This is a genomic window from Cognataquiflexum nitidum (assembly GCF_022538055.1).
Classification (GTDB): Bacteria; Bacteroidota; Bacteroidia; order Cytophagales; family Cyclobacteriaceae; genus Cognataquiflexum; species Cognataquiflexum nitidum.
Genome location: NZ_JAKZAM010000033.1, coordinates 34,721 through 60,839 on the forward strand (window position 1 = coordinate 34,721; position 26,119 = coordinate 60,839).

The following is a 26,119-nucleotide window of genomic DNA, read 5'->3' on the forward strand; positions in this document are numbered from 1 at the left end:
TTTATGAAAAAGTATTTTCTTGTTTTCTCGGTTCTATGGCTGTCCATATTGAATGGCTATTCCCGTGGTCCTTTGTTGGAATCAGATAGCTACGATGTGGTCATATATGGGGCTAATTCTGCAGGTATTATTGCTGCTTACACTGCCAAGAACCTTGGCAAATCAGTGATCTTAATTGAACCTAGCAACCATTTAGGAGGGCTGACCACCGGTGGACTTGGATATACAGATATTGGTAACAAATATGCCGTAACAGGTCTTTCCAGGGATTTTTACAGAAACTTGGGTAAACATTATGGCAAATTGGAACAATGGATATTTGAACCGAGCGTGGCAAAGTCAGTTTTTCAGGGTTATCTGGATAAGGCAGGTATAAAAGTTCATTTTGGACATCAATTGATCAAAGTAGAAAAAGAAAACGGATACATCATTGAAATAGAACTACAAAACATAGCAGACACACCATCATCCAACTTGAAGGTTAAAGGTAAAATGTTTATAGATGCCACCTATGAAGGTGATTTAATGGCTCTGGCTGGAGTGACCTATACTGTTGGAAGAGAACCCAATTCACAATACGGTGAGACTTATAATGGCGTACAGTTGATGAATGGACATCAACTTCCAGACGGTCTGGATCCCTTCATCTCAAAAGAGGACCCAAATAGTGGGCTACTCTGGGGAATAAGCGATAATGATTTAAAACCCGATGGAACGGGCGACAGTAAAGTGCAGGCTTACAATTTTAGAATTTGTCTTACCAATGATCCTGCAAACAGAATTGAAATCACTGAGCCTGAGGGGTACGATGCGAGTATGTTTGAATTGTTGGTCAGGCTTTTTGAAGCTCAACCTGGCAAGAATAAAATTAATGACTATTTTATTTGGAGTAAAATGCCCAATCAAAAAACGGACATTAATAACCGGGGAGGTTTTTCTACTGATATGATCGGGATGAATTATGAATATCCTGAAGCAGACTATCAAACGAGGCACGAAATAGTCAAAAACCATGAGTTTTATACCAAATCACTCCTTTATTTCTACAAAACAGATCCAAGAGTTCCCAAAGAAGTTCAGGATTTCATTCAGGATTGGGGATATCCAAGAGATGAGTATGTTGAAAATGGCCATTGGTCTCCTCAATTGTATGTAAGGGAAGTTAGGAGAATGGTGGGGGAATATGTAATGACAGAGGCCAATTGTGTTGGGACAGAAGTGGTGGAAGATGGTATTGGAATGGCTGCCTATACCATGGATTCCCACAATATCCAAAGAGTTGTGATCGAAAAGGATGGTAAAAAAATGGTGAAGAATGAAGGGAATGTTGAAATCGGAGGTTTCGGCCCTTACCCCATCGCATACAGGTCCCTGATTCCAAAAAAAGGGGAAATTAAAAATCTATTTGTTCCTGCCGCACTATCTGCCAGCCATATTGCTTTTGGTTCCATCCGAATGGAACCGGTTTTTATGGTTTTGGCACAATCTTCAGCAGTAGCTGCTTGTATGGCAATTGATAAAAATATCCCATCCCATGAGGTAAATGTAAGAGAATTGCAGAAAATCTTGAAAGAAGACCCATTGTCTGATGGAAGTACTGCTGAAGTCTTGGTTGACAATGATGATTATGAAAGTGTACAAATCAAAGGAAACTGGGATAGGCAGTCTAATGGAGGATATGGCCCTAGTTTTCTAAAAGCTATGTCTAAAGGAACCGAAGAAAATTCGGTTCGGTTTATTCCAACTATCATGGAGGCAGGTGATTATGATGCCTATATTTATTTTTCCCGAACTAATGAGGCCACCAGTCTAACCAAAGTCATGATTAATGATGGGGCCTCCAAAAAAGAAATAATAGTCAAAGAAGAAGATATTAGAGTTGAAGGGCAGACTTCCGGAGAATGGTTTTATTTAGGTCAATATGTTTTATCAGCCGGGAATGCAGCTTTTGTTGAAGTTTCCAATAAAGATGCAGATGGAATCGTTGTGGCTGATGCCGTACTATTTATTCCAAAAAAAGTAACCCCTGTTGAACATAAGACCCCTTGAAATCAGCAATGACTTAAATGGAGTCACCAAACATTGTTTTCCTGATGGTTTTCAGGCAAGGTGGATCCGGTTTAAATCCAATGAAAATTGTATTGCTACTGCTTTTTTAGAGTACAAGTAAAAAATAACAATAGATTGATTGTGTGATTTATAAAACCACTGTTTCTATGAGGCGGTGGTTTTTTGTTGTTTTGAGAAGATAGGTTAGATTTTCCCTCGTTTGAGGGTTATAGTCCTAAATTCAATTGAGTCTAGACTGCTATCGTAGATGAAAAGGATAAAAGGGTGTAATCCCAAATTACACCTTAGTAATCTGGTAGTTTATTTTGCATTTTTGAAAATATGGGTGTAAAGACAGACATTTATGGCAGACTTCAATAATACGATATTGGAAATAAAAGAAAATGACAGAAATCCCAATCGGCCGTTTGACAATGCCTAGACTGGACATTTGCTTTGGTCTAAAACTCTGGCTATTAAACAAATCCCTGAATCATGATGAAAAAATTAAAGTCATTGATGTTAAAAACATCCAATACAATATTCTTATATATTTTCTTTTGGAATATCACATTTGGGCAGTCTATTGTCCAAAAAGATATCATCATATATGGAGCAACTGCCAGCGGGGTTACAGCCGCTATCGCAGCTGCCCGCGAAGGTGCATCAGTTTTGTTGATAGAACCTGGAAGAAATGTGGGGGGTATGGTCACAGGTGGCCTTTCACATACTGACTATGGTGACAGGACAGTAATTGGAGGGTTGACCACAGAATTCTACCGTAGGATTGCTCAACATTACAACACACATGTCTTCAATTGGAGAGGTCCGGAACCCCACGTTGGCGAAAAAATCCTTAAAGACTGGCTGGATGAATATGGGGTTGAAGTGATGTATGAAAAAAGGGTAATAGCTGTTGAAAAGGGAAATAATAGAATTTCAAAAATCATCCTTTCGGATAATCATCATGTGAGTGGTTCTGTATTTATTGATGCCAGTTACGAAGGAGATTTAATGGCCAAGGCGGGTATTTCTTATGTAGTTGGCAGGGAAGGGATCAAAGATTACAATGAATCTTGGGCGGGAAGACAGCCCATCACTTTTACCAGCCACCAAATTGATGCGAGGATAAATCCCTTTTGGGACGAAAAGGAAAAGAAGATCTTACCGCTGATTCATCAAAAGCCCATGGTAGGAATTGGAGAGGGAGATGAGGGTGTTCAGTCGTATTGTTTTCGGTTAATTGCCACAGATCGACCTGAAAACATGGTCCCATGGCCCAAACCTGACAATTACGATCCTAAAAACTATGAACTGGTAAGAAGGTATTATAAGGAAAAACCTTCAGCGGGTCCATTGATCGGTTTTTGGCCAACATTGCCCAATGGCAAATCTGATATAAACTCGTCAGTTGGAATCTCCACCAATCTTCTCGATGGCTCAAGTTGGTTGTATCCAGATGCTGATTATGAAAAAAGAGACAGCATTTGGCAATGGCATAAAGACTATACCCTCGGATTGGCATGGTTTCTCTCCCAGGATCCAAGTGTCCCTACTCATGTCAGGGATGCCATGAAAAAATTTGGTCTATGTAAGGATGAGTATGTTGAAAATAACCACTTTCCACATCAACTATATGTCAGGGTGGGAAGAAGGATGAAGGGGGAATATTTTTTGACCCAACATGATTTGATGCAGGATACGGTCAAATATGACGCCATTGGAATGGGATCATATAATATTGATGTTCGCGAAATGCAACGCAGTTATATGGAGATAAGCCGGTTTCCTGACATGAAATCAGAAACGTACAATGAGGGGTATTTGTCCATCCCTGTAGCACAATATGAGCTTCCTTATAGGGCATTGGTTCCCAAATTTGAGGAATGTGAAAATCTCATTGTTCCGGTCTGCATTTCTGGCAGTGCCATCGCTATTGCCTCGATAAGAATGGAACCCCAATATATGATTATGGGGGAATCTGCCGGAGTGGCTGCAGCAATGGCATTTAAATCAAAGCGGCCGGTCCAACAGATTGATGTTTATGCTTTGCGGGAAAAATTAAAAGGGTATAAACAAATCCTTTCATTGAAAGACAATCCATACGGAAATTGGAATTCCGAAGATGAAATTGTGATAGACAATAATATGAAGGGGTATACTTTTTTTACAGGAGATTGGCAGGAACAGGAAACGGTTCATGCGGGTCGTTTTGAAATGAATTTCCGATACAATCCAAAAGGAAAGAGTGGAGAATTTATTTATCAGCCTTACTTTTTCAAATCAGGACAATACAAGGTATTTACATGGTACCCTTCATCCAAAGAGTATGAAGCTAATGTCCGTCTTACAGTTCACCATTCCAAAGGCGATGAAAACCTAACAGTTAATCAAAAAACGAATGGAGGTAAATGGGTTAAAATTGGGACTTATTCTTTCGAAAAAGGATTTCAGCAAGCTTTAACCATTCATGGCGAAGAGAGTAAATACGTGATTGCTGATGCCGTTAAGTTTGAATTTGTGAAATAATAGCTTTCTTAAATCTCTCTCTCAGACATGATAATTTTCAGGCACGATGGATCAGGTTTAAATCCAATGAAAATTGTATTGCGACGGCCTGGTTAGAATATAAATAATAAAAAAACACAAGATTGATTGGTATAATTTAACCACCGTTTCTTTGAGGCGGTGGTTTTTTGATTTATGTGCAAGCGGGGTCACGTCTAGGCGTAGAATGGGTAAGTCTCCTATATCATGAGTAAGCTAATAACCCGTCGGATATAGGTGTACAAGGGTTAATCCCACCTTCTTTTTCAAGAGAATTTGTTATTCAATCGGTAATAGTCTCATTTATTGATAATTTCTTGATATATAAAATTGGGAGATTTCTCTTTTGATTTCGGTAATCGAGATTCTCCAATTAGGGAGGTACCTAATCTAAACAACACTATAATCACCGGTTTATATATGGGCTGCAATGCAATAAATTAAATTCCTGATCCTTATTCGTGTGGGTTTATATTTTTTGGATCATGAGAAGTAGGTTTGATTGATTTTTGAATGTCTTTGTTGGATTTAATTTATCAACCTAAGATCCTTCAAAATTAAATTTTTATATTTCTTCCAAAACCCAAAAAAATGATCCGACCAATAAAAGCCTTAGCTTATTCCCTCATAGTTTTGATAGTTTCTTCATGTGGGAAAAGCCAAAATAATGTAAGTGAGTTTGAATCATGGCAGACTCTATTTGATGGCAAAAGCCTAGATGGATGGATTCCTAAAATCCATAAACATGAGGTAGGGGAGAATTTTGGAAATACCTTCAGGGTGGTAGATGGTGCCATTCAGGTCAACTATGATCAATATGAAGTTTTTGAAGAAAAGTACGGTCATTTATTCTACAAAGAGCCATTTTCTTCTTTTCACCTCAAATGGGAATACCGGTTTACAGACCAATGGATGTCAGATGCCCCTGACTTTACTTTCCGAAACAGCGGAGTAATGTTTCATTCCCAAGACCCTAATACTATTCTCAAAGAACAAGATTGGCCAGTGTCGGTAGAGTATCAGATGTTGGCAGATGCTGGAGACGGAAATCCACGACCTACAGGCAATATGTGCTCTCCGGGAACCCAAGTGTACTTCGAAGGAGTGTCCGATCCAAGACATTGCATCAATTCTACCTCGGAAACCTTTCCTTGGGATGAGTGGGTCAGGGCGGAACTCATTGTGTATGAAGATTCTTTGGTCATGCATCTCGTCAATGGGGATACAGTTCTCAGGTACACAAAGCCACATGTAAATTTTTCGGGAGGTGTTGTCAATAGATTTCCCAAGGACTTATTCGAAGAGGATAGGCCACTGAAATCCGGTTATATTGGATTACAGGCAGAAGGTCAAGGAGTTGAGTTTAAGGAAATCAAAATCAAAAAACTTGATTAACCCAATATCCAATATCCAATAACCAATAACCAATAACCCAATAACCCAATAACCAATAACCCACAACCAAATAACCAAATAACCAAATAACCAAATAACCAATTACCAAATATCCAATGTCCAAATCCCTCAATTTCCTCGTAGCCGTACTTCTTACACTAAGCTTTGGCTGTAAAACAGAAAATAAATCCGATTTCGAAGCCGACATCATCATCTATGGAGGCACTTCTGCTGGCATTACCGCGGCAGTTCAGGCTAAGAAGATGGGCAAATCAGTGATTGTCGTTTCCCCTGACATCCATTTGGGAGGACTATCTTCGGGTGGTTTGGGTTTCACAGATACCGGGGACAAATCCGTGATTGGAGGTTTGGCAAGGGAATTTTACCACCGTGTGTACATGCATTACCAAAATGACTCCGCCTGGAAATGGCAGAAAAGGGAGGAATATGGAAACAAGGGACAGGGAACTCCCGCGATTGATGGTAATGCGCGGACAATGTGGATTTTTGAACCTCATGTAGCTGAAATGATTTTTGAGGATTTTGTAAGGGAAAACGAAATTCAGGTTTTGCGTGATGAGTGGCTTGATAGGGAATCAGGAGTTCAAAAAGAAAACGGCAAAATCATCTCCCTCAAAACCCTTTCAGGAAAAATCTTCAAAGGGAAAGTTTTTATTGACGCGACTTACGAAGGGGATTTGTTAGCTTCAGCAGGTGTCAGCTATCATATCGGCAGAGAATCCAATGCCACTTATGGTGAAACTTGGAATGGTGTTCAAGTAGGGGTTTTTCAGCACAGGCATTATTTCTATGAACCAATAAGTCCATACGTTATTCCGGATGATTCGACAGGCGGACTTCTTCCGGAAATTTCTGATTTGCCTCCGGGCAAAAATGGGGAAGGAGATCAAAGACTTCAGGCCTATAATTTCAGGATGGCACTCAGTCAGCATCCCGATAACAGGGTTCCATTTCCAAAACCTGATAATTATGATCCCAACAGGTATGAACTTCTTGCAAGGGTTCTTGAAACAGGTTGGAATGAGACTTTTGACAAGTTTGATGACATCCCCAATCTCAAAACGGACACGAATAACCACGGACCTTTCAGCACAGATTATATAGGTAAGAATTATTCCTATCCTGAAGCTAGCTATGAAGAGCGGAAAACTATGATCCGCGAACACGAGGATTACCAAAAAGGGCTGATGTATTTCTTGGCAAATGATTCAAGAGTACCAGACTCTATCAGAATGGAAATGGCAAAATGGGGATTGGCCAAGGATGAATTTACCGACAATGGCAATTGGCCGCATCAGATCTATGTCCGCGAGGCACGACGCATGATCGGGGATTATGTGATGACAGAACATGAGGTTTTGGGCAAAAGGGAAGTGCCACAATCCATTGGGATGGGCTCGTATTCTTTGGATTCGCACAATGTGCAGCGGTTTGTGACAGAAGAGGGGTATGTCCAAAATGAAGGAGATATCGGTGTGCATCCGGAAAATCCCTACAGCATATCTTATGGAACCATTTTACCCAAAAAGCAGGAATGCGAAAATCTCTTGGTTCCTGTCTGTGTGTCAAGTTCCCATACAGCCTTTGGATCGATCAGAATGGAGCCTGTATTTATGATCTTGGGCCAATCAGCTGCCACTGCTGCTGTAATGGCAATAGAAGAGAATATCTCTGTGCAGGATTTGAAATATGGCAGGTTGAGCGAAAGGTTGAAACAGGATGGCCAAATACTTGGGAATGTTGCTGAACTAAAAAAAGAATGAAAATGATGAGATATACAAACTTGAACTTTTCTTGAAATGAGAGTTAAAGCAAGAATTTCTCATTTCGTTTTATTTATTGGATTAGTTTTTGGATGTAGGGAAAGTGAGTTTGTATGGCCTTCATTGATCCTTGAAAAAATAGATGTTGGAAATATTGAAATCAATCTCAACGGCAAAATTTCTGAAAACCTACCTCTTTATAGCCAGATCACCCTAGGGTTTTCTTTGCCAATTAATAGGGCGACAATCGCAAATTCGATTTTATTAAAGGAAAATGACCTAGAAATCCCTATTTCTCTGAGCTTAAATTCCGATTATAAAAGCATTCTGATTTCTCCTTTAGGTGTATTGAAGCCAAATACAATTTATACAATTTCCATTTTAAATAGTCTTAAAGGAGCCGATGAAAATACTTTTTCTGCAAAAGAGATCAAATTCAAAACTGTTGATGCGGGGCTACAAGTACTTTCTTTAACTTTTGAGAATTCTGAACAAACCAAAAAAGGTAGGACAGTCAATGTTCCCTTGGATTTTTCTTTGATTATAGATTTTTCCAGTCCGGTTAATCGGCAATCTCTAATTTCAGCTACCAAAATTACTGGTGCTTCTGTACCGAATCTTCAATTTGCTTTTTCCGATAATGACAAAAAAATTTCTATTACAAGTTCAGCGCCATTGAATGATTTGACCAAGTTCACTTACGAAATATCCAATGCATTGAAAGGTGCCGAAGGTCAAGGATTTGCCGAAGTAAAAAAAGAATTCTTCACAAGTCATCGCTCAGACAATGCTTTTCCCGTGATTTCGGAGGAGGAATTGCTCACCAAAGTTCAGGAACAGACATTCAAGTACTTTTGGGATTTTGGACATCCCAACAGCGGCATGGCAAGGGAAAGGAACACCTCCGGAAATTTGGTGACTTCCGGCGGCACGGGATTTGGTTTGATGGCTATTTTGGTAGGCATTGAAAGAGGATTCATCACCCGCCAACAGGGCATTGAAAGGTTTGTCAAAATCATAGACCTCCTAGGACAGGCAGACCGCTTTCATGGAGCTTGGGCGCATTGGATGGATGGGAATACCGGAAAAGTAATCCCTTTCAGTGCCAAAGACGACGGAGGGGATTTGGTGGAGACCGGATTGTTGGTACAGGGATTATTGACTGTCAAGGCCTATTTGAATCCTGGAATTCCTTCGGAAAATTCTTTGGCCGAAAAAATAGATGTGCTATGGCGTGGAGTCGAATGGAATTGGTACACCCGTGGGGGTCAGGATATTTTGTATTGGCATTGGTCACCGGAATTTGGTTGGGACATGAACCTACCCATCCGTGGATACAATGAATCACTTATTGTCTATGTTTTGGGAGCAGCTTCACTGACCCATCCCATTGACCTTCCGGTGTATGAAAAAGGCTGGGCAAACAACGGGGCCATGAGAAATGGAAAAATGTTTTATCAGATTCCTTTGCCATTGGGATATGATTTTGGCGGGCCTCTCTTTTTTGCCCATTATTCGTTACTCGGATTGGATCCGAGAAACCTTTCTGACCAATATGCCAATTATTGGACCCAGAATATAAACCATTCCCGAATCAACCAAGCCCATGCCATCAGCAATCCACTTGGGTTTGCGGGGTATTCAGAATCCAGTTGGGGATTGACGGCAAGTGATAACCATCTCGGATATAACGCCCATTCTCCGACCAATGATTTGGGGGTGATTTCGCCCACGGCAGCTTTGTCCTCTTTTCCTTACACCCCGGTCGAGTCCATGAAGGCGCTCCAATTTTTCTATTACAAGATGGGAGAAAAGCTTTGGGGACAATACGGATTTTATGATGCATTCAACATCACCGAACAGTGGTACGCCGATTCGTATTTGGCCATAGACCAAGGTCCGATTATCGTCATGATAGAAAATCACAGAACCGGATTGCTATGGAATTTATTTATAAAGGACCGGGAAGTTCAGGCAGGTTTGGATAGGTTAGGATTTACATACTAAAGTCAAACCATCTTTTATTTCTTCAAATCATCTAAAAACTGTGGATAATTTCCGAAATTAGTTTGCTATTCTCAAACCTGGAATATTCAAAGACTACCCCAAAAAATATCAATATGAAAAGATTACACTGGTTTTTAGTTTATGTGGTATTGCTTTCATTTGTTTTGGCTTGTAACCCTTCCAAAGAAAATATGTCCTTGGAAGAATTGTATACTTACAAAGCAGATTCCATCATTTCCATCATGACTTTTGAGGAAAAAATCGGGCAGCTGAATCTACCTGCTTCCGGAGATTTTACCACCGGTTTGGCTTCAAGTTCTAACATCGCAGAAAAGATCAAAGCAGGAAGTGTAGGTGGATTGTTCAATATCAAAACTGCTGAAAAAATAAGGGCTGTTCAGAAAATTGCGGTCGAAGAAAGCCGGCTGAAAATCCCATTGATTTTTGGGATGGATGTTATCCACGGATACGAAACCCTTTTCCCGATTCCAATCGGCATGTCCAGTATTTGGGATATGGAATTGGTAGAGAAATCGGCACGTATCGCTGCCATCGAAGCAAGTGCAGATGGGATCAACTGGACTTTTTCGCCCATGACGGATATTTCCCGTGACCCAAGATGGGGCAGGGTTTCTGAAGGAAGCGGTGAAGATCCATACCTTGGGGCTCAGATTGCCAAAGCAATGGTCAATGGTTATCAAGGGGATGATTTGAAACTCAATAATACGATTATGGCTTGTGTCAAGCACTTTGCCTTGTACGGCGCACCGGAAGGCGGTAGGGATTACAACACTGTCGATATGAGCCGCATCAGGATGTACAATGAGTATTTTTTGCCTTACAAAGCCGCGGTCGATGCCGGGGTTGGATCGGTGATGACATCATTTAATGAGGTGGAGGGAATACCGGCTTCTGCCAATAAATGGCTGATGACTGATGTATTGAGAACTCAATGGGGTTTCGAAGGTTTTGTGGTGACTGATTATACCGCAATCAATGAAATGATTGACCATGGTATTGGGGATTTACAAAAAGTATCTGAACTTTCTCTCAAAGCAGGAGTAGACATGGACATGGTCGGGGAGGGCTTTTTGACCACTTTAAAGAAATCCTTGGATGAAGGTAAAATCACAGAAAAGCAGATTGATGACGCCTGCCGAAGGATCTTGATCGCAAAATTCAAGTTGGGTTTATTCGATGATCCCTACAGATATGCCGATCCTGAGCGCGCGAAAAAGGAAGTGTTTAATGCGGAAAACCGTCAAGTTGCAAGAGAAATTGCTGCCCAATCCTTCGTTTTGCTCAAAAACAAAGACAATATTTTACCTATCCAAAAGAAAGGAACCATTGCCCTGATTGGGCCGCTTGCCGACAACAAGGAGAATATGGCAGGGACCTGGAGTGTGGCAGGAAGATTTGACCAAGCCATCTCTCTTTCTGAAGGATTGAAAAAAGCTGTCGGAGACAATGCCAATATCATCTATGCCAAAGGGGCAAATGTGGTTGCTGATTCCTTATTGGAATCTCGGGTGAGTATATTTGGAAAGCCAACTTACCGTGACAACCGTCCTGCGGATGTGCTCATTCAAGAGGCTTTGGCAGCGGCAAAAAATGCTGATGTCATCGTAGCTGCATTGGGTGAATCCGCTGAAATGACAGGTGAAGCTTCAAGTATGAGCGATATCGAATTACCGGAAAACCAAAGGGATTTGCTAAAAGCTTTGCTCAAAACAGGCAAGCCTGTCGTCATGGTCTTATTTACAGGAAGGCCATTGGCTTTGACTTGGGAAGAAGAAAATGTGCCTGCGATCCTGAATGTATGGTTTGCAGGAAGTGAAGCTGGAGATGCCATCGCCGATGTGTTGTTTGGAGATGTCAATCCATCCGGTAAACTCAGTGCAACTTTCCCACAAAATGTAGGACAGGTACCGATATATTACAACCATAAAAATACCGGCCGACCACTTCCTGAAGGACAGTGGTTCCAAAAATTCCGATCCAATTACCTCGATGTATCCAATGATCCGCTTTATCCTTTTGGATTTGGATTGAGTTATACTGATTTCAAATATGGTGATCTGAAGTTGAGTGGGACTTCGCTTAAAGGAAATCAGACTTTAAAAGCAAGTATAGAACTCACTAACTCGGGCAAATATGATGGTAAGGAAGTAGTCCAATTGTACATCAGGGATGTCGTGGGTTCAGTGACCAGACCTGTCAAGGAATTGAAAGGTTTTCAAAAAGTGCTATTGAAAGCAGGAGAAACCAAAACCATAACTTTCGAAATCACACCTGAAGACCTCAAATTCTATAATTCTGACCTGAACTTTGTCTGGGAGCCTGGTGAATTTGAAATCATGGTGGGAGGAAACTCACGGGATGTGAAGAAGGCTAAAGTGGATTGGAAGGAGTAGTGGTCAGTATTCAGTGGTCAGTATTCAGTGATCAGTCGCAGTTTGCAGAACAATTACCTTTGAGGTTTTTTTGAACCTCGAAGGTATTTAGGAAGAATGAAGTCACTCTCAATAAACAGTCTTAGCGGTGGGTTAGGAGTCTCAGCGAGAGGAACAAACTGAATCCCTGTTCCAAAGAAAAATTGAATTTAGAATCCTGCCTTTTTATCCATTTGGATATTGGGCAGGATTTTTAATGTTTGATGATGGTGTGTTTCTTCAAAATGATCTGAAACAATAATTAAAGCTAATTTTCTAAACAATATCTATGAATATCCAATATCAATTAGTATCAAATCGTATATAGTTGAACATTGATATTTAAAAAACAGCTTGTTTTTATTGCGATTTAGGCGGATATTATTGCTTTACAAACCCAATAAACCATGAAAATCCGTCTGTTTTTATTTTTCTTTTTTCTTCATTTTTCAATAACATCATTTGCCCAATCTCCCGAAAAGCCCAATATCCTTTGGATTTCGGTGGAGGATATCAGTCCGCTGTTGGATGTGTATGGTGACAACAGCATCAAAACACCAAATATCAGCCGATTGGCCAAGGAAGGGATTGTGTTTACCGATGCATTCGCTACAGCAGGGGTCTGTGCACCAAGTCGGAGCAGCATCATTACGGCGATGTACCCTGTGAGCATCGGAACGCATAATATGCGCACTGGACCACACTATGCTTATCGAGAACCTGAGGCTGAGGTATACCAGACCTACTACAAACAGAAAGATATCAACGGTAAAAATGTCCCTGAATACGCGGCTGTTCCCCCGCCATTTGTCAAAGTCTTTACAGAATACCTCCGGGCTGCAGGTTATTTCACCACCAATGCCGCCAAGACCGATTACCAATTCAACGCTCCGATGACTGCTTGGGATGAAATCGGAAGGGAGGCACATTACAAAAACCGGGCTCCCGGTCAGCCATTCTTCGCAGTTTTCAACCATGAAATCACACATGAGTCGCGGGTTTTTGGTAAGAAAGCCGATCCCATGCTTTCAGATATTCAGAATATCAAAATACCTGCCTATTTCCCGGATTTGCCTGTGGTGAGACAGGATGTAGGGCGCGTTTATTCCAATATCATGGAATTGGATCAGCAGGTCGGGACATTGCTGAAGGAACTCGAGGATGCAGGATTGTTGGAAAGGACCATCATCTTTTTTTGGTCGGATCATGGCGGTCCTTTGCTGAGGCAAAAGCGGGCAGTCGGTAATTCAGGACTGCATGTCCCGTTAATCGTCCGCCTGCCAAATGGGCAAATGGCCGGTACAAAAGTAGAAGACATCGTTTCATTGATGGACTTGGGTCCAACCGTAATGTCATTGGCAGGAATTGAACCGCCGGAGTACATGCATGGGAAGGCTTTTTTGGGAAAATACAAAAGCAAAAACTCACACCAATATGCCTTTGGTTCTGCTGACCGTTTTGATGAAGCAGTGGACATGAGCCGGTCAGCGATAGACGGGAGATTTGTTTATATCAGGAACTTCCGGCCGGAATTGCCGCTGATTTACCGAAACGCCTACCGGGAACAGATTGACATGACCAAGGCGTTGATAGAAATGGACCAAGACGGAAAGTTGACAGGAGGGGCGGCTTATATTTTCATGAAAACCAAGCCTCAAGAAGAATTGTATGATTTGGCCAATGATCCCTATGAAATCCATAACCTTGCCCAATTGCCTGAATACAAGGAAAAGTTGATGGAAATGAGGACTGCGTTAAGCAAATGGCAATTGGAGGTAAAGGATTTGGGATTTGTTCCGGAATCTGACTTGGTCAATATGATGTGGCCGGGCATGGTGCAACCTGAGACAGCAAAGGTTGAATTTGAAAGTTCAGGAGGAAAAATGACCTTATCTTCTGTCACCGAAGGAGCAAGTATCGCCTATCAGGTAGATAATGAAATAGGAGGGAAGCGGTGGAGGTTGTACCACGAGCCTATTCCTGAAGCCAAAAACATTGCCGCAAGGGCAGTTAGAATCGGATACAAAACCTCGGAAATCAGCTATTTTAAATAAATCAACATGAAATCAAAAATCACTTTTCTCTTTTTGCTTCTCTCTTTAACAATGAACCTTATGGCACAGATCCCGGCTAATTATGACGAAAGCAAAGTTCCTGACCTGATCTTACCCGATCCATTCGTCAGCCTTAAAGGAAATCCGATACTGACTGTTGAGGATTGGGAAAATATCCGCAGACCTGAGATTTTGATGCTTTTTGAAGAAAATGTATATGGACAGATCCCAAAAGATTTTGATGATATTTCATTTTCAGAAGTGACAAAAAGTCAAAATCCTTATCCAAGTATTGCTATTCTAAAGGAGATTGATTTAAAGGTTTCCCGTGAAGGAAAAACCCACACCATGCGCTTGAATGTGTTTATTCCCAAAAATGGCAAAGGACCTTTTCCTGTTTTTTTGCTGATCAATTACCAACCCCCATACGCAGATGGAAAATTGGTCGAGGAAGGGTTTTGGGCGGTAAAGGAATTGGTAGAAAAGGGATATGCGACTGCTTCCTTTCACGTGGAGACGGTGGCACCCGATGACAAAAATAGATTTTCAAAAGGGGTAATTGAAAGCCTGTATCCGGAACAATTGGGCCAAAAAGACGGTATGCGGGCATTGGGAGCTTGGGGTTGGGGAGCGATGCGGGCGATGGATTACTTCGAAAAAGAATCGTTGATCGATGCAAACCGCGCGGTATTGGTGGGGCATTCAAGATCTGGAAAGGCAGCGCTTTGGGCAAGTGCCAATGATCCCCGATGGGCGGTGACGATCCCCAACGAATCAGGGTGCGGCGGTGCAGCTTTGTCTAAGAGAAAATTTGGAGAAACAGTCCAAGTCATCAATACGGCATTTCCCCATTGGTTCAATGATAATTTCAAAGCATTCAATGGGAAAGAAGAATTGTTGCCGCTCGACCAACACATGTTGGTTTCACTGATCGCGCCACGGGCGGTTTATTTTTCCAGTGCAAGGGAAGACAGGTGGGCAGACCCCAAAGGAGAGTACCTTTCGATGAAATTGGGTAGCAGGGTATTTCCTTTGATTTATGGAAAAAAGGTAGGTTTTCCTTTAGACTTTGAGGAGTTGAAAGAGCCGGTTATTCAACCATTCGCAGGTTACCATATCCGAGAAGGCGAACATGATCTCACTCTGGAAGACTGGAAAAGCTATATGGATTTTGTGGAATTGAATTTGGGGGAAAAGTGAGTTTTATAGATCATAGACCATAGTCGATAGACCATAGTTCGTCAGGGTCTTTGCACTTTAGCGTGAGACAAATCCAGCTTCTGGAGCAGCAGGATGGCGAGAAACCTTCCTTAGTAATTTTTCTTGGATTTTCCTTTTGCGACTTAGGGTCTTAGCGGGAAATATATTTTGCTTTGTGGCTCCGTACCTTTGCGGGCTTTTTACCTTTTGCGCCATTGCGCCTTAGCGTGAAATAATTTTTTTTCCTTTGTGCCTCAGTGTCTTTGTGGGATTTATATACTTTCTTACTTTGCGTCGCTGCGTCTTTGCGTGATCTTTAAAATATGAAAAATCAAAAACACCTTTTCCAGTTCCCTGAGGACATCCATTACCTAAACAGCGCTTACATGTCGCCTTTGCTCAGATCAGTGGAAGAAATCGGCATAGAAGCCTTGATCCGAAAAAGAAACCCCACTTCCATCCAACCCAAGGATTTTTTTGAGAATGCCGAGATCCTCAAAAGCAATTTTGGGAAGTTGGTAAACTGTCCGGCAAAGCAAGTCGCCATCATCCCCGCTGCCTCCTATGGATTGAGTACAGCGGTCAACAACCTTCCAAAAGACAACGGAAACACCGCATTGGTGGTGTCTGAGGAATTTCCAAGTGGTTATTATGCGATAGAGAAATGGTGCAGAGACAACCATAAATCTCTCCAAACCATTAAAGCGCCGGAAACTTTGGAGAAAAGAGGTGAAAAATGGAATCAGGCAATCCTCGAAGACATCAATGAAGACACGGCTGTCGTCCTCATGTCGACAATCCATTGGACAGATGGGACACTTTTTGACCTAGCCGAAATAGGCCGGAAGTGCAAAGAAAACGACACCTTCTTCATCCTGGACGGAACTCAGTCTGTTGGCGCTTTACCGATCGATGTGGAAGCATGTCAGATTGATGCGCTGATCTGCGCGGGGTACAAATGGCTGATGGGCCCTTATTCGATCGGGTTGGCGTATTATTCGGAGTATTTTAATAATGGGATTCCATTGGAGGAAACTTGGGTCAACAGAAGCAATGCCCAAAACTTCTCCGGCTTGACCAATTATGTGGATGATTATGCACCAGGTTCAGGGCGATACAATGTCGGCGAATACGGCAACTTTATCCTGCTGCCGATGATGAATGCAGCGATCGAGCAGATTTTGGAATGGAAAACAGACAATATCCAATCTTATTGCCATGAACTTACCCAGCCTTTGATAGCCTACCTGAGTGAAAATGGATATTGGGTTGAAGAGGATAAGTTCAGGGCAAAGCACCTGTTTGGGTTTTTGTTGCCACAATCAATTTCTCAGGAGACACTGCTTCAAAAGCTGCAGGAAAAGAAAATCTATGTCTCAGTCCGCGGCAAAGCTATCCGCCTTTCTACCCATTTGTACAATACAGAAGAGGATATTGCCATGCTAATAAGGACTTTGGGGGAGGTTTAGGTTTGGTTAAAATAAATTCCTTGTTTTGATTAAAGAGAAACTGTCTTTGTGACTTTTGTCCGCAAAGTAAAAATAGCTTTTGAAGTATCTTTGTTTCCCAAAACCCCAAGCACCATGAAATACTTTGCCATTTTCCTTTTCGCCCTTACTTTTTTGGGCAGCTGCAATTCAAAAACTTCTGAGAACTCCGAGGTTTCAGGTAAAGTGGAAGAAGTAGATGCGGTTACTTTCAAAAACCTCTTGGCTTCTGGAAATGGGATTGTTTTGGATGTGAGAACTCCTGAGGAAGTGGCACAGGGAATCATTCCTGATGCTTACGTGATCGATATCTACCAAAGTGGATTTGAAGAAAAACTCCAAAGCTTACCCAAAGACAAGGAAGTATATGTCTATTGCGCAGTGGGAGGCAGAAGCCGTCAAGCCGCAGATATTCTTTTGAACAATGGATTTACGAAAGTCTATAACCTCAGTGGCGGGATTGTGGATTGGAAGAAAAATGGGTTTGAAGCGGTAAAGGCAGATTAGAAAGTTGTGAAACGAAAGCTAAAAATTTACTACTTTCAGAAATACTTTTAAAATTTTTAAAATCTGAAATATCGAAATACAAACTTTCCTAATAATCAGTAAATATCCAATATGAAAAAAGATGCAACACTTATAGCCTGTTTATTTCTTTTTGTAACAAGTTGTTTCGGTCAGACAAAGAGAGTATATCATGAGTATGAACAGACAGCATCAGATTTTGATATTGTAAGATGGAATATTTCAAAAGATAACCTGCCAAATCATCATTTAAGTGAGGAGATAGATAGATATGGTAGGGTAATTGAAATTAAATTTTATGAGAAAAATTCCACTGTTTTTAATAGGCTTTGCTATTTGGTTTCTTGGATAAAATTTGAGTATCCTGACGATTCTACTATAATTCAATATAACCTTAATGGTTACGGAGAAACGGAAAGTAATTTTGAATGTGAATCACCTTCAAAAGTGACATATTATTTAAGTAAAGATCAGAAGCAAATTTTAGCCTCTCAAATTGAATTTCAAATAGATACATCATTCTATTTGAAAAATGGATGGACAATAGAAGGAATAAAAGAAACATTACAAGAAATTAAAGTAAATCAAAAAACTTATCAGACAGTTGAATATTATTCAAAGTCTATAGCCAAATACAATGGAAAGTTTCCTGTTTCTAACGAATTTGAGATTGAATCTTACAGTTACAATTCAATTGAAAAAGAGGAAATAGAAAAGGGATTGAAATTTAAATAATAGCTTTTCAAAACCTATTTGATTAATAGGTGTATTTTTTAATCATGAATTTATTTAAAATGTAATTTGATATATTTATTTTTTCAAAATAATATAATCATCATAGGATAGATTTTAGTTTTGCAAAACTCTAACTTTTGACTTTTTTCCAATAACCAAATAACCTCTAACCCAATAACCAATAACCAACCCTCAATCCACCCTCTTACTCGTCTTCAGGTACGCCATCAGGTCCACGATTTCTTTTTCGGTCAAGTTGGAAAATAAGCCCGGAGGCATCAGGGAAACAGGAGTCACTTCTTTGGATAGGATACTGGATTTGTTGATGATGACAGGTTCCTGACCGACCACCCGCAGCGTCAATTGCCTTTGTGTTTCATTGATCACATTGCCTGAATAGGTTCTACCATCACGGGTATTGATCACGACCATTTTGTAATCATCCTGGATCTCGGCACTTGGTTCCAAAACATTCAGTAGGATATATTCTGTATCGGCGCGGTTTGAACCTGTCAAATCCGGCCCAATCACACTTCCTTCACCAAACATCTTGTGGCAACTTCCACAGGTATTTTGGAAAATTTTCTTTCCGGCTTTCAAATCAGCAGAAGAAAGAGAGGATGGATTAATCATCGCCCTATATTTTTTATAAGCTGCTTCATCACTTGCAACCTGCTCGATTGGACCCCAAACTTCAATAAAACCACTTCCCACTACACGGAGTAATTGCCTCGCGACACCTGCCGGAACTTCACTTTTGGCAATCCTTTTTTCCTTGATTTCTTTGGTCAACATGCCGCCATACCGTTGCCTGGAAGAAAGCGTCTGCATGGCTGCGAGTTTTTCCTCGGGATTGAATTTGGAGAAATTGTCGATCAGTAATTTACCCAATGCTTCATTGTCAAAAGCTGCAATGGATTTGATTGCATCAAGTTTCATTGCTGGTTCCTGCAATAGTTTTGGCAACTCGGCCTGAAGTTCTTTTTGTTGTTGCGCGGTCAGCGTTTGAAGGGCTTTTTTCCTTTGATCGATGGGAGCATTTTTGTTTTTGAGCAAAGCAAAAGCCCTTTGTGTGGCCTCCGTATCCCCAAATAGACCGGATATTTCCTGAGCTAGTATCTTCGATTTTCCACTGGATTGTTGGAGTTTGTCCGATACGGTTTTCCAGTTTTGTGGGATTTTCAAGTCTGTACGTCCTTCCATTCCCGCCAACATGCCTGTCAAAAGATGCTCTGTGTTTGATCCTCCTTTTCCGATCAGTGCTACCAATTTTTCCAATTCGTCCTCATCCACAGCCCTTCGGGCAATGTATTGGGTGACCAATGGGATTTTTGAGAAATTGGAAAGTGCCAAAAATCTGTCAGGATTTTCCGCCATTAGGGGTTCAATGCTATACCAGATGAGTTTAGGCAGGTTGTGGTCATTGGCGTCTTCCCCATGTAGGACAAGATTACCAGCGATTTCCCATTTATCCGCTGTTGACATCCTTTGGATAGCAGATGCGAGATACAAACGGACAACAGGGGAGGGGTCATCTTTTGCCATTACCCTAAACTTGGAAACCGCCGCAGCAGACGGCTTCATGTTCTCGCAGAGTAATTGGATGGCCCAAGCCCGTACATGTGGGTCTTTGTCAGAGAGCGCTTGGACCAGTTGCTGTTCGGTAAATCCCCCTGTCAGGTGCAGAGACCACATTGCCCGTAATCTCCAATCGGGGTTTTTGTCTTTTTCGAAAATGGCTTTCAATTCCGCATTGGTAGTGGCTTGGAGCTTTCCGTTTACTTTCCTTTTGTGAAGGATTCCCCTGGCGCGTCTCGCATGCCAGTCACTTGGATTGGTTTGGAGGCTGACCAATTGCTTATCGCTCATTTTATTCAAATCAGAATACCTGCCTTCAAAGTCTTTTGCTAGGGATTTTTCAGGTGCAATCCTGAATATCCTGCCCGTCTCTTCATTCAAAACTTCCTTTCCGCAAATGTCCGCATCGTGCCAATCCAAGGCATAAAGTGCTCCGTCCGGTCCGATTTCCATGCTGAATCCAACCCATTGGGCATTGTTAGCTACCATAAATTCATCACCGTGCTTTCCCTGATAGCCTGATCCTTTGGGAACCAAAATGTCAGAAAGTACCGCATGTTCATGGATATTGGCCATAAAAATCTTTCCCTGCTCTTCTTTTGGGAAGGCATCAGACTGGTAAACCCGCGCTCCGCCATGTGCTGAACGGTGGCTGTGGTCAGCGATGGTTTTGATGTCTTCATAGACATAAGGATTGAAATGCTGTCCTCCTTGTCGGTGGTAAATCCCGCCGGGAATCACGTGCCACAGGTGAGGAATCACGCAGGCGGTCATCAAAAGCTGCCCTTTGGCATCGTAGTCTATGCCCCAAGGATTGCTAAATCCATGTGCCACAACCTCGAATCGGTCTTTGACAGGATGGTAACGCCACACGCCACCGTTGATATCAACGCCTTCTTTTTCCAGTAGGTCCTCAGGAAAGGCATCATTGTGGTAGTAGAGTTTTGCATCACCGTTAGGTTTGCGGATTTTGGAAGGAGTGGCAAACCCCTGCAAGCCATACAGCCAACCATCCGGTCCCCAATGTAAACTGTTGAGTGTTTCGTGTCTATCGAGTATTCCCCAACCTGTGAGCAGGATTTCAATTTTGTCCGTATCGGCTTTGTCATCTCCATTTTTGTCAGGGATAAATAGCAAGTTGGGCGGAGCACCTACATAAACGCCGTCAAATCCCACAGCAATGGCTGCAGGAAAGGCCAATCCTTCAATAAAAACCTTTTTGCTGTCCGCGACACCATCGCCGTCAGTATCCTCCAAAATCAGAATGCGGCTGTCTCCCGAACTGGAAAAACCATATCCCCGGGATTCATAATCTTTGTTTTCTGCAATCCAAAGCCTGCCCCGATCATCCCAGCAAAATGCCATGGGTTGGGTCATCATCGGTTCGGATGCCCATACATTCACCTTAAATCCGGCTTTGACAGTCATCGCTTCCACTGCCTCCTGAGGGCTGAGAAACTTTGCCTCTCTTCCTTCCCTTTGTGCCAAGGCCCAAAGCTCAGTGGTATTGTACATGCCTTCTTTTCCTGAGAATTGTCCCCAAGTTTCAGTCATTTTCACATCATTGAGTTCGCCGGTATAGACGACGAGCTGGTGCTTGAGCGTTTCAATTTTCCCCTTGGGAATAGCCCAATCTCCATCCCGGGTAAATGCAGGACCCAATCCCAACTGACCATCCACCCGCCATTTGTTTGGATATCCTCTGTTTTCGGGATGGTCAAAAATCGCAACATTGGCCATGTCCTCCCGTCCTTCGACCTGCATGGCCACATTGACCCACATCGAAGGTTGGCCTTCAGCACTTTCATTTTTCTGGCGTGCAGCATTCACTATTTCACCTTTGATGCCTTCCTTCCATGGCATTCTTAGAAATAAACTCCCGTAATCATATTTGCCGATCACGATATCTTTGATCGCTTCTCCTTTCCATTCCAGATCCAAAAAGTATTTTCCGCCCTCTTCTCTCATACTCCAGTTTTGGGTTTCTTCCATAACTGTTTCTCCAGCTTCATCCAATAGGTGGTAAACGGTCTGCCATTTTACTTCGGTACCTTCCTTTTCGACAATGTTGGAAGCGACTTTCTTCCAATAATCCCCCTGCGGATTGTGGAAATAATCCCGGTCGTTGACTCTTGTAAATCCCCAATACAATCCTGTTTGATGTTTGTGGTGTCCGGGGCTGTATTCTGTTAAGAGGCCTTTGTTGTCAGGTGCAACTATCGGATGTATATATGGTCTGAAATCATCCTTCGCATTTTGGACCAAAATCGGTTCGTTTTCTCCTTGTCGAAAAATAGAAATGGTTCCTTTTTCAAGATCTTCCTCCAACCTCAATGTCGTTGGTTCGGTAGATTCTGATAGATTGAATGTTTCAGTAGCATTTTTTTTGCAGCTAATGAAAAGAAGTAAAACAATAATAGCAAGCAGATTTTGGATGGATTGGGTTTTCATGTTGGGTAATTTTTATTGATTTCGAAGGAAAATCCTGCATTTGCAATAGGATGAATTTCAAGTCTTTAATATAAGGATTGTTACCGAAAAACCTTATCTTAAAATTGAAGAAGGGATGGCATGGGTGACAATCAGCATAATATTCAAACTCAAAGTTGTATTTCGATTTTCATTTTTTAGAATTAAATCAAAATCTATAAGGAAATTCCTGTTTCAGCCACTGAAATAAATTCCGGTCTTAGTTTATCCTTATTTTTTGTAGCTTGAAATTCCATTTAAAACCATCTACAATGAATAGAATTTACTGCCTTTTGGTGTTGCTTTTTGCAATGCTGATTCAGCCATTGCAGGCACAAAAAACCGATGAAGTTTACAACCAAAAAATCCGGGAATTTACCACAGACAAGCGCTTTCTTCCTGAATTCCTTTTGGACGTAGTCGATCATCCTACGATTCCTTCCCCGCTCAAACATTTTGGACATATCATCGGTGCGGAAGGACAGGTTCACCGCTCTTCTGAGATTTATGGGTATTACCAAAAACTCGCGGACACTTCTCCTTTGGTGCATATGCAGGAGATGGGGAAAACCGAAGAGGGTAGGCCTTTTTTCCTTATCGTCATCGGCAATGAGGATGCAATCAAGCGCCTTGACCATTACAAAAGCCAGTTGGCAAAATTAGCGGATTCCCGAAAAACAAGTCCTGAACAGGCAGAGACCATCATTTTGGACAGCAAGCCTGTGTATTATGTCAGTGGCGGCATGCATGCCACCGAGATGGGTTCACCGGAGGCGCTGATGGAACTCGCGTACAGATTGGCAACTTCCCAATCTTCCGATATCAAAGATATCCGTGACAATGTGATCACTGTCATCAACCCCATTTCTGAACCTGATGGCTTGGACAAGCAGGTAGATTGGTACTATCGCTATTCCAAAGGCCGCAAAGAATTTGATGATGGGTTTCCAAGATCTTCTCCTTATTGGGCCAAATATGTCTTCCATGACAATAACAGGGATGGTTTGCAGGTTTCGCAGGAAATCACCAAATCCATTTTCAAGGGCTTTTTTGAGTTTCATCCAACGGTGATGCTTGACTTGCACGAGTCGGTTCCCTTGCTATACATTTCTACAGGAACAGGTCCTTACAACGATTTTGTGGATCCGATTACTGTCAGCGAATGGCAGATCATGGCTAACCATGATGTGGCAAAAGTAGCTTCTGAAGGATTGCCTGGAGCGTTTACCTGGGCATTTTATGATGGTTGGTGGCCGGGTTATGGCATTTGGGTAGCGAACAATCACAATTCCAACGGCCGCTTTTATGAAACTTATGGCAATGCGGGAGCAGATACTTACCTGAGAGATTTGAGCAATGCGAGATTTGCCGGAGATCTTGTCACTTCCAAAGAATGGTACCGTCCGGACCCTGCCACAGGAAAAGTCTATTGGTCATTTAGAAACAACATCAACTATACCATGACCGGTGTCCTCGCTTCGCTGTCCTATGCCGCCAATAATGGTAAAATGCTGCTTCAGAATTTTTATAAAAAAGGATATAACAGTGTCGAAAAGGGGAAAACTGAAGGTGCAAAAGCTTTCACCATCGCCAAGGACCAACGAGACCCTGCCATGGTGGCTTACCTTGCGAAGCAGATGATGCTTCAGGGTATCGAAGTCCATGAGTCAGATAGTGATTATGTGGTGTTGTCAGAACAACCGTATAGAAATCTTGCAGTTTCACTTTTGACCCCTCAGGCATATCCCAAAGATGCCAAATATCCTCCTTATGATGCGATCGCTTGGACATTGCCTTACCTTTATGGCGTAAAGGTAGTATCCAAAGACAGCATCGATTTTGATATTTCTTCTCTCAAGTTGCTGACAGAAAATCCAAAATATGTAGGTAAAGTCGAAGGTCAGGGAAGTACCTATTTATTGAAATATAAGGCACAAAATACCGTGCTTCCGGCCTTGTATGCCGTCAAAGCTGCCAACAAAAATGCTGAAATCACCATTCTTCCCAAGCAGACTGTTGTCGATGGAGATACTGTTTCGGCAGGGGCCATTTTGATCAAAAAAATCAATGCTGACCAAGCCAAAAAATTAGCTTCGGATTTTGGATTGGATCTGAAATCAGGAGGTACCAATATCGCTGCTGCAGATCAGCAGGCTGTCAAATTGCCGAAAGTGGCCATCTACCATACTTGGTACAATACCCAAGATGAAGGTTGGTCGAGGTACACTTTCGAAGAAAGAGGAATTCCCTACACATCAATTGACAAAGACGATTTGAAAGCCGGCAATCTGAAATCCCGATTTGATGTCATTTTGATACCAAGGGTAAATGGAAATGCCAAACGTTTTGTGCATGGAGTGGATAAAAAATTTGGACCGATGCCATATACCAAAACTGCAGAGTTTCCATCCCACGGCTTCCCTGATGCGACTAGTGATATGACCGGCGGCCCCGGATTTTTGGGAGTAGATAATTTGAAAAAGTTTGCTGAAGAAGGTGGATTGCTCATCACTCTGGACAATACGAGCACCATCATGTCCGAGCTTGGTATCATTTCCGATTTGACTCCTGCCGATCAGGGAGCCTTATTTCACCCAGGTTCCATTGTCAATGCCAAAGCAAGGAATACAGGACATCCTGTTCTTTTTGGCTATTCGGAGACATTCTCCATCTTCCGTGGAAATGGGCCATTGCTACAGACTGACAAGTATAACCGTAATATGATGCTGGTACAATATGGTAACAAGCCACTGAAAGATGAACTGGAATTTGAAGGTCCGATAATGGGTATGCCTGATAAGCCCAAGGTGGAGAAACCTGCCAAATCCGAAGCGAAAGATGCTCCTTATGTGGTTGCTGGTATGGTGAGAAATGAGGATAAAATCGTTGGTCACGGCGCTGTTTTTAATGTGCCTTTGGGCAATGGAAATGTCCTTGCCTTTACTTTCGATCCGCTTCACCGCTACCTCAACCATGCTGACGCACCGATGGTATGGAATGCCATCATCAATTGGGACAGGATGAGGTAAAAGTATTTTTGATTTATTGAATCCCGCAGATGTTCTGGGAATTTTGGGTACGTTTTTCCCCATTAAGTTTCAGGATATCTGCGGTATTTTTTTGTTCAGGGAATTTTTGGTCTGGTATTTAGATATGGGGTTGGTAGATGGGATTCCTTTTTCACTTCAAATCCAAAGAATGTGTAACGCTTTCCATTCTGGTATTCTTTAAATTGAACAATACTAACCAAGCAAAATATGAAAGCATTAGGAATAATTTTAGCAATTATCGGAGCAATTGGTACACTTATGTTTGGAATACAGGCAATGCAGGATTCTGAAAGTTTCAATTTGTTTGGGATGGACATTGCGGTAAGTACCGCCAATTGGACTCCTGTGATTATCAGTGTTGCCCTTTTGATTATTGGAGTAATCATGTCTAGAGGCAAGAATTAAAGTTTTTGGTAGAACCCCATGGCAATTATTGGGGTTTCTATTTTTTATACCGTTTTTTAAACCCAGAACAGGTCAGGTGATTGTTTAATTATTAATATTCCAACTCTGTGGGATAGGAAAGATGTTAGACCCGGAACAGGTCACATATTTATAGAAAATCATTGAATCAAATGTCGCCCGACCGGGAACCGGTCGAATGGTATTCGCTACGAATATTTTTTAATTCGACCCCTTCATTGTCGGAGTTTCTGATCGGTTGGTTGTTCAATTATAAATATCTCATCCCTTTGGGATGGGGGAGGTGTTAGTTTATACCATTGAGGCATGTCTCGTCCTGAAAATGGTTGACACTTTTGTTGTTTGAAATTAGTTATTGTTTCAATTTCTAAAGAGTTTCTATTA

14 protein-coding genes are annotated in these 26,119 nt (G+C 41.8%); 13 read left to right on the forward strand and 1 reads right to left on the reverse strand.

The window, feature by feature from the left end; all coding sequences use genetic code 11:
• The first annotated feature begins 3 nt into the window (after positions 1-3).
• The 11 genes from MMU07_RS18405 (at position 4) to MMU07_RS18455 (ending at position 18,215) form a co-directional block, all read left to right on the forward strand.
• The gene (locus MMU07_RS18405) at positions 4-2,049 is read left to right on the forward strand and encodes an FAD-dependent oxidoreductase (RefSeq protein WP_241128072.1); all 2,046 of its coding nucleotides are present in this window, start codon (positions 4-6) and stop codon (positions 2,047-2,049) included.
• A gap of 495 nt (positions 2,050-2,544) precedes the next feature.
• A complete protein-coding gene (locus MMU07_RS18410) occupies positions 2,545-4,578 on the forward strand; it encodes an FAD-dependent oxidoreductase (protein ID WP_241128073.1) in 2,034 nt (677 codons plus the stop codon).
• Between the two features lie 609 nt (positions 4,579-5,187).
• Complete coding sequence (locus MMU07_RS18415) at positions 5,188-5,991, forward strand: 3-keto-disaccharide hydrolase (RefSeq protein WP_241128074.1); 804 nt, start codon at positions 5,188-5,190, stop codon at positions 5,989-5,991.
• Positions 5,992-6,107: 116 nt separating this feature from the next.
• A complete protein-coding gene (locus MMU07_RS18420; protein WP_241128075.1) occupies positions 6,108-7,775 on the forward strand; it encodes an FAD-dependent oxidoreductase in 1,668 nt (555 codons plus the stop codon).
• Positions 7,776-7,811: 36 nt separating this feature from the next.
• Positions 7,812-9,782: a glucoamylase family protein gene (locus MMU07_RS18425; protein ID WP_241128076.1), complete on the forward strand. Its 1,971-nt coding sequence runs from the start codon at positions 7,812-7,814 to the stop codon at positions 9,780-9,782.
• A gap of 113 nt (positions 9,783-9,895) precedes the next feature.
• Positions 9,896-12,196 carry a beta-glucosidase BglX gene (bglX, locus tag MMU07_RS18430; RefSeq protein WP_241128077.1) on the forward strand — a complete coding sequence of 767 codons (2,301 nt, stop codon included), beginning with the start codon at positions 9,896-9,898 and terminating at the stop codon, positions 12,194-12,196.
• A 425-nt stretch (positions 12,197-12,621) separates the two neighbouring features.
• Positions 12,622-14,268 (forward strand): sulfatase-like hydrolase/transferase, encoded by a 1,647-nt coding sequence (locus tag MMU07_RS18435; RefSeq protein WP_241128078.1) that lies wholly within the window; start codon positions 12,622-12,624, stop codon positions 14,266-14,268.
• Positions 14,269-14,274: 6 nt separating this feature from the next.
• Positions 14,275-15,468, forward strand: a complete 1,194-nt coding sequence (locus MMU07_RS18440; protein ID WP_241128079.1) for an alpha/beta hydrolase family protein — start codon at positions 14,275-14,277, stop codon at positions 15,466-15,468.
• 323 nt (positions 15,469-15,791) lie between these two features.
• Positions 15,792-16,937, forward strand: a complete 1,146-nt coding sequence (locus tag MMU07_RS18445) for an aminotransferase class V-fold PLP-dependent enzyme (protein ID WP_241128080.1) — start codon at positions 15,792-15,794, stop codon at positions 16,935-16,937.
• A 114-nt stretch (positions 16,938-17,051) separates the two neighbouring features.
• Positions 17,052-17,462 carry a rhodanese-like domain-containing protein gene (locus MMU07_RS18450; protein WP_241128081.1) on the forward strand — a complete coding sequence of 137 codons (411 nt, stop codon included), beginning with the start codon at positions 17,052-17,054 and terminating at the stop codon, positions 17,460-17,462.
• A 111-nt stretch (positions 17,463-17,573) separates the two neighbouring features.
• Positions 17,574-18,215 (forward strand): hypothetical protein, encoded by a 642-nt coding sequence (locus MMU07_RS18455; RefSeq protein ID WP_241128082.1) that lies wholly within the window; start codon positions 17,574-17,576, stop codon positions 18,213-18,215.
• Between the two features lie 192 nt (positions 18,216-18,407).
• Here MMU07_RS18455 and MMU07_RS18460 read toward each other — a convergent pair whose 3' ends face one another.
• Positions 18,408-22,244, reverse strand: a complete 3,837-nt coding sequence (locus MMU07_RS18460; RefSeq protein WP_241128083.1) for a PVC-type heme-binding CxxCH protein — start codon at positions 22,242-22,244, stop codon at positions 18,408-18,410.
• A 290-nt stretch (positions 22,245-22,534) separates the two neighbouring features.
• On the opposite strand from MMU07_RS18460, the gene MMU07_RS18465 reads away from it, so the two are divergent.
• Entirely contained in the window at positions 22,535-25,291 is a 2,757-nt protein-coding gene (locus MMU07_RS18465; protein ID WP_241128084.1) for a M14 family zinc carboxypeptidase, read from the forward strand.
• Positions 25,292-25,519: 228 nt separating this feature from the next.
• Positions 25,520-25,717 carry a hypothetical protein gene (locus MMU07_RS18470; protein WP_241128085.1) on the forward strand — a complete coding sequence of 66 codons (198 nt, stop codon included), beginning with the start codon at positions 25,520-25,522 and terminating at the stop codon, positions 25,715-25,717.
• Positions 25,718-26,119 lie beyond the last annotated feature (402 nt).

Bases quoted from the DNA above. Each gene is read 5' to 3' on its own strand.
- MMU07_RS18405 (WP_241128072.1), top strand. From the start codon at position 4: ATGAAAAAGTATTTTCTTGTTTTCTCGGTTCTATGGCTGTCCATATTG.
- MMU07_RS18440 (WP_241128079.1), top strand. From the start codon at position 14,275: ATGAAATCAAAAATCACTTTTCTCTTTTTGCTTCTCTCTTTAACAATG.
- MMU07_RS18415 (WP_241128074.1), top strand. From the start codon at position 5,188: ATGATCCGACCAATAAAAGCCTTAGCTTATTCCCTCATAGTTTTGATA.
- bglX (WP_241128077.1), top strand. From the start codon at position 9,896: ATGAAAAGATTACACTGGTTTTTAGTTTATGTGGTATTGCTTTCATTT.
- MMU07_RS18460 (WP_241128083.1), bottom strand. From the start codon at position 22,244: ATGAAAACCCAATCCATCCAAAATCTGCTTGCTATTATTGTTTTACTT.
- MMU07_RS18450 (WP_241128081.1), top strand. From the start codon at position 17,052: ATGAAATACTTTGCCATTTTCCTTTTCGCCCTTACTTTTTTGGGCAGC.
- MMU07_RS18410 (WP_241128073.1), top strand. From the start codon at position 2,545: ATGATGAAAAAATTAAAGTCATTGATGTTAAAAACATCCAATACAATA.
- MMU07_RS18445 (WP_241128080.1), top strand. From the start codon at position 15,792: ATGAAAAATCAAAAACACCTTTTCCAGTTCCCTGAGGACATCCATTAC.
- MMU07_RS18420 (WP_241128075.1), top strand. From the start codon at position 6,108: ATGTCCAAATCCCTCAATTTCCTCGTAGCCGTACTTCTTACACTAAGC.
- MMU07_RS18465 (WP_241128084.1), top strand. From the start codon at position 22,535: ATGAATAGAATTTACTGCCTTTTGGTGTTGCTTTTTGCAATGCTGATT.
- MMU07_RS18470 (WP_241128085.1), top strand. From the start codon at position 25,520: ATGAAAGCATTAGGAATAATTTTAGCAATTATCGGAGCAATTGGTACA.
- MMU07_RS18435 (WP_241128078.1), top strand. From the start codon at position 12,622: ATGAAAATCCGTCTGTTTTTATTTTTCTTTTTTCTTCATTTTTCAATA.
- MMU07_RS18425 (WP_241128076.1), top strand. From the start codon at position 7,812: ATGAGAGTTAAAGCAAGAATTTCTCATTTCGTTTTATTTATTGGATTA.
- MMU07_RS18455 (WP_241128082.1), top strand. From the start codon at position 17,574: ATGAAAAAAGATGCAACACTTATAGCCTGTTTATTTCTTTTTGTAACA.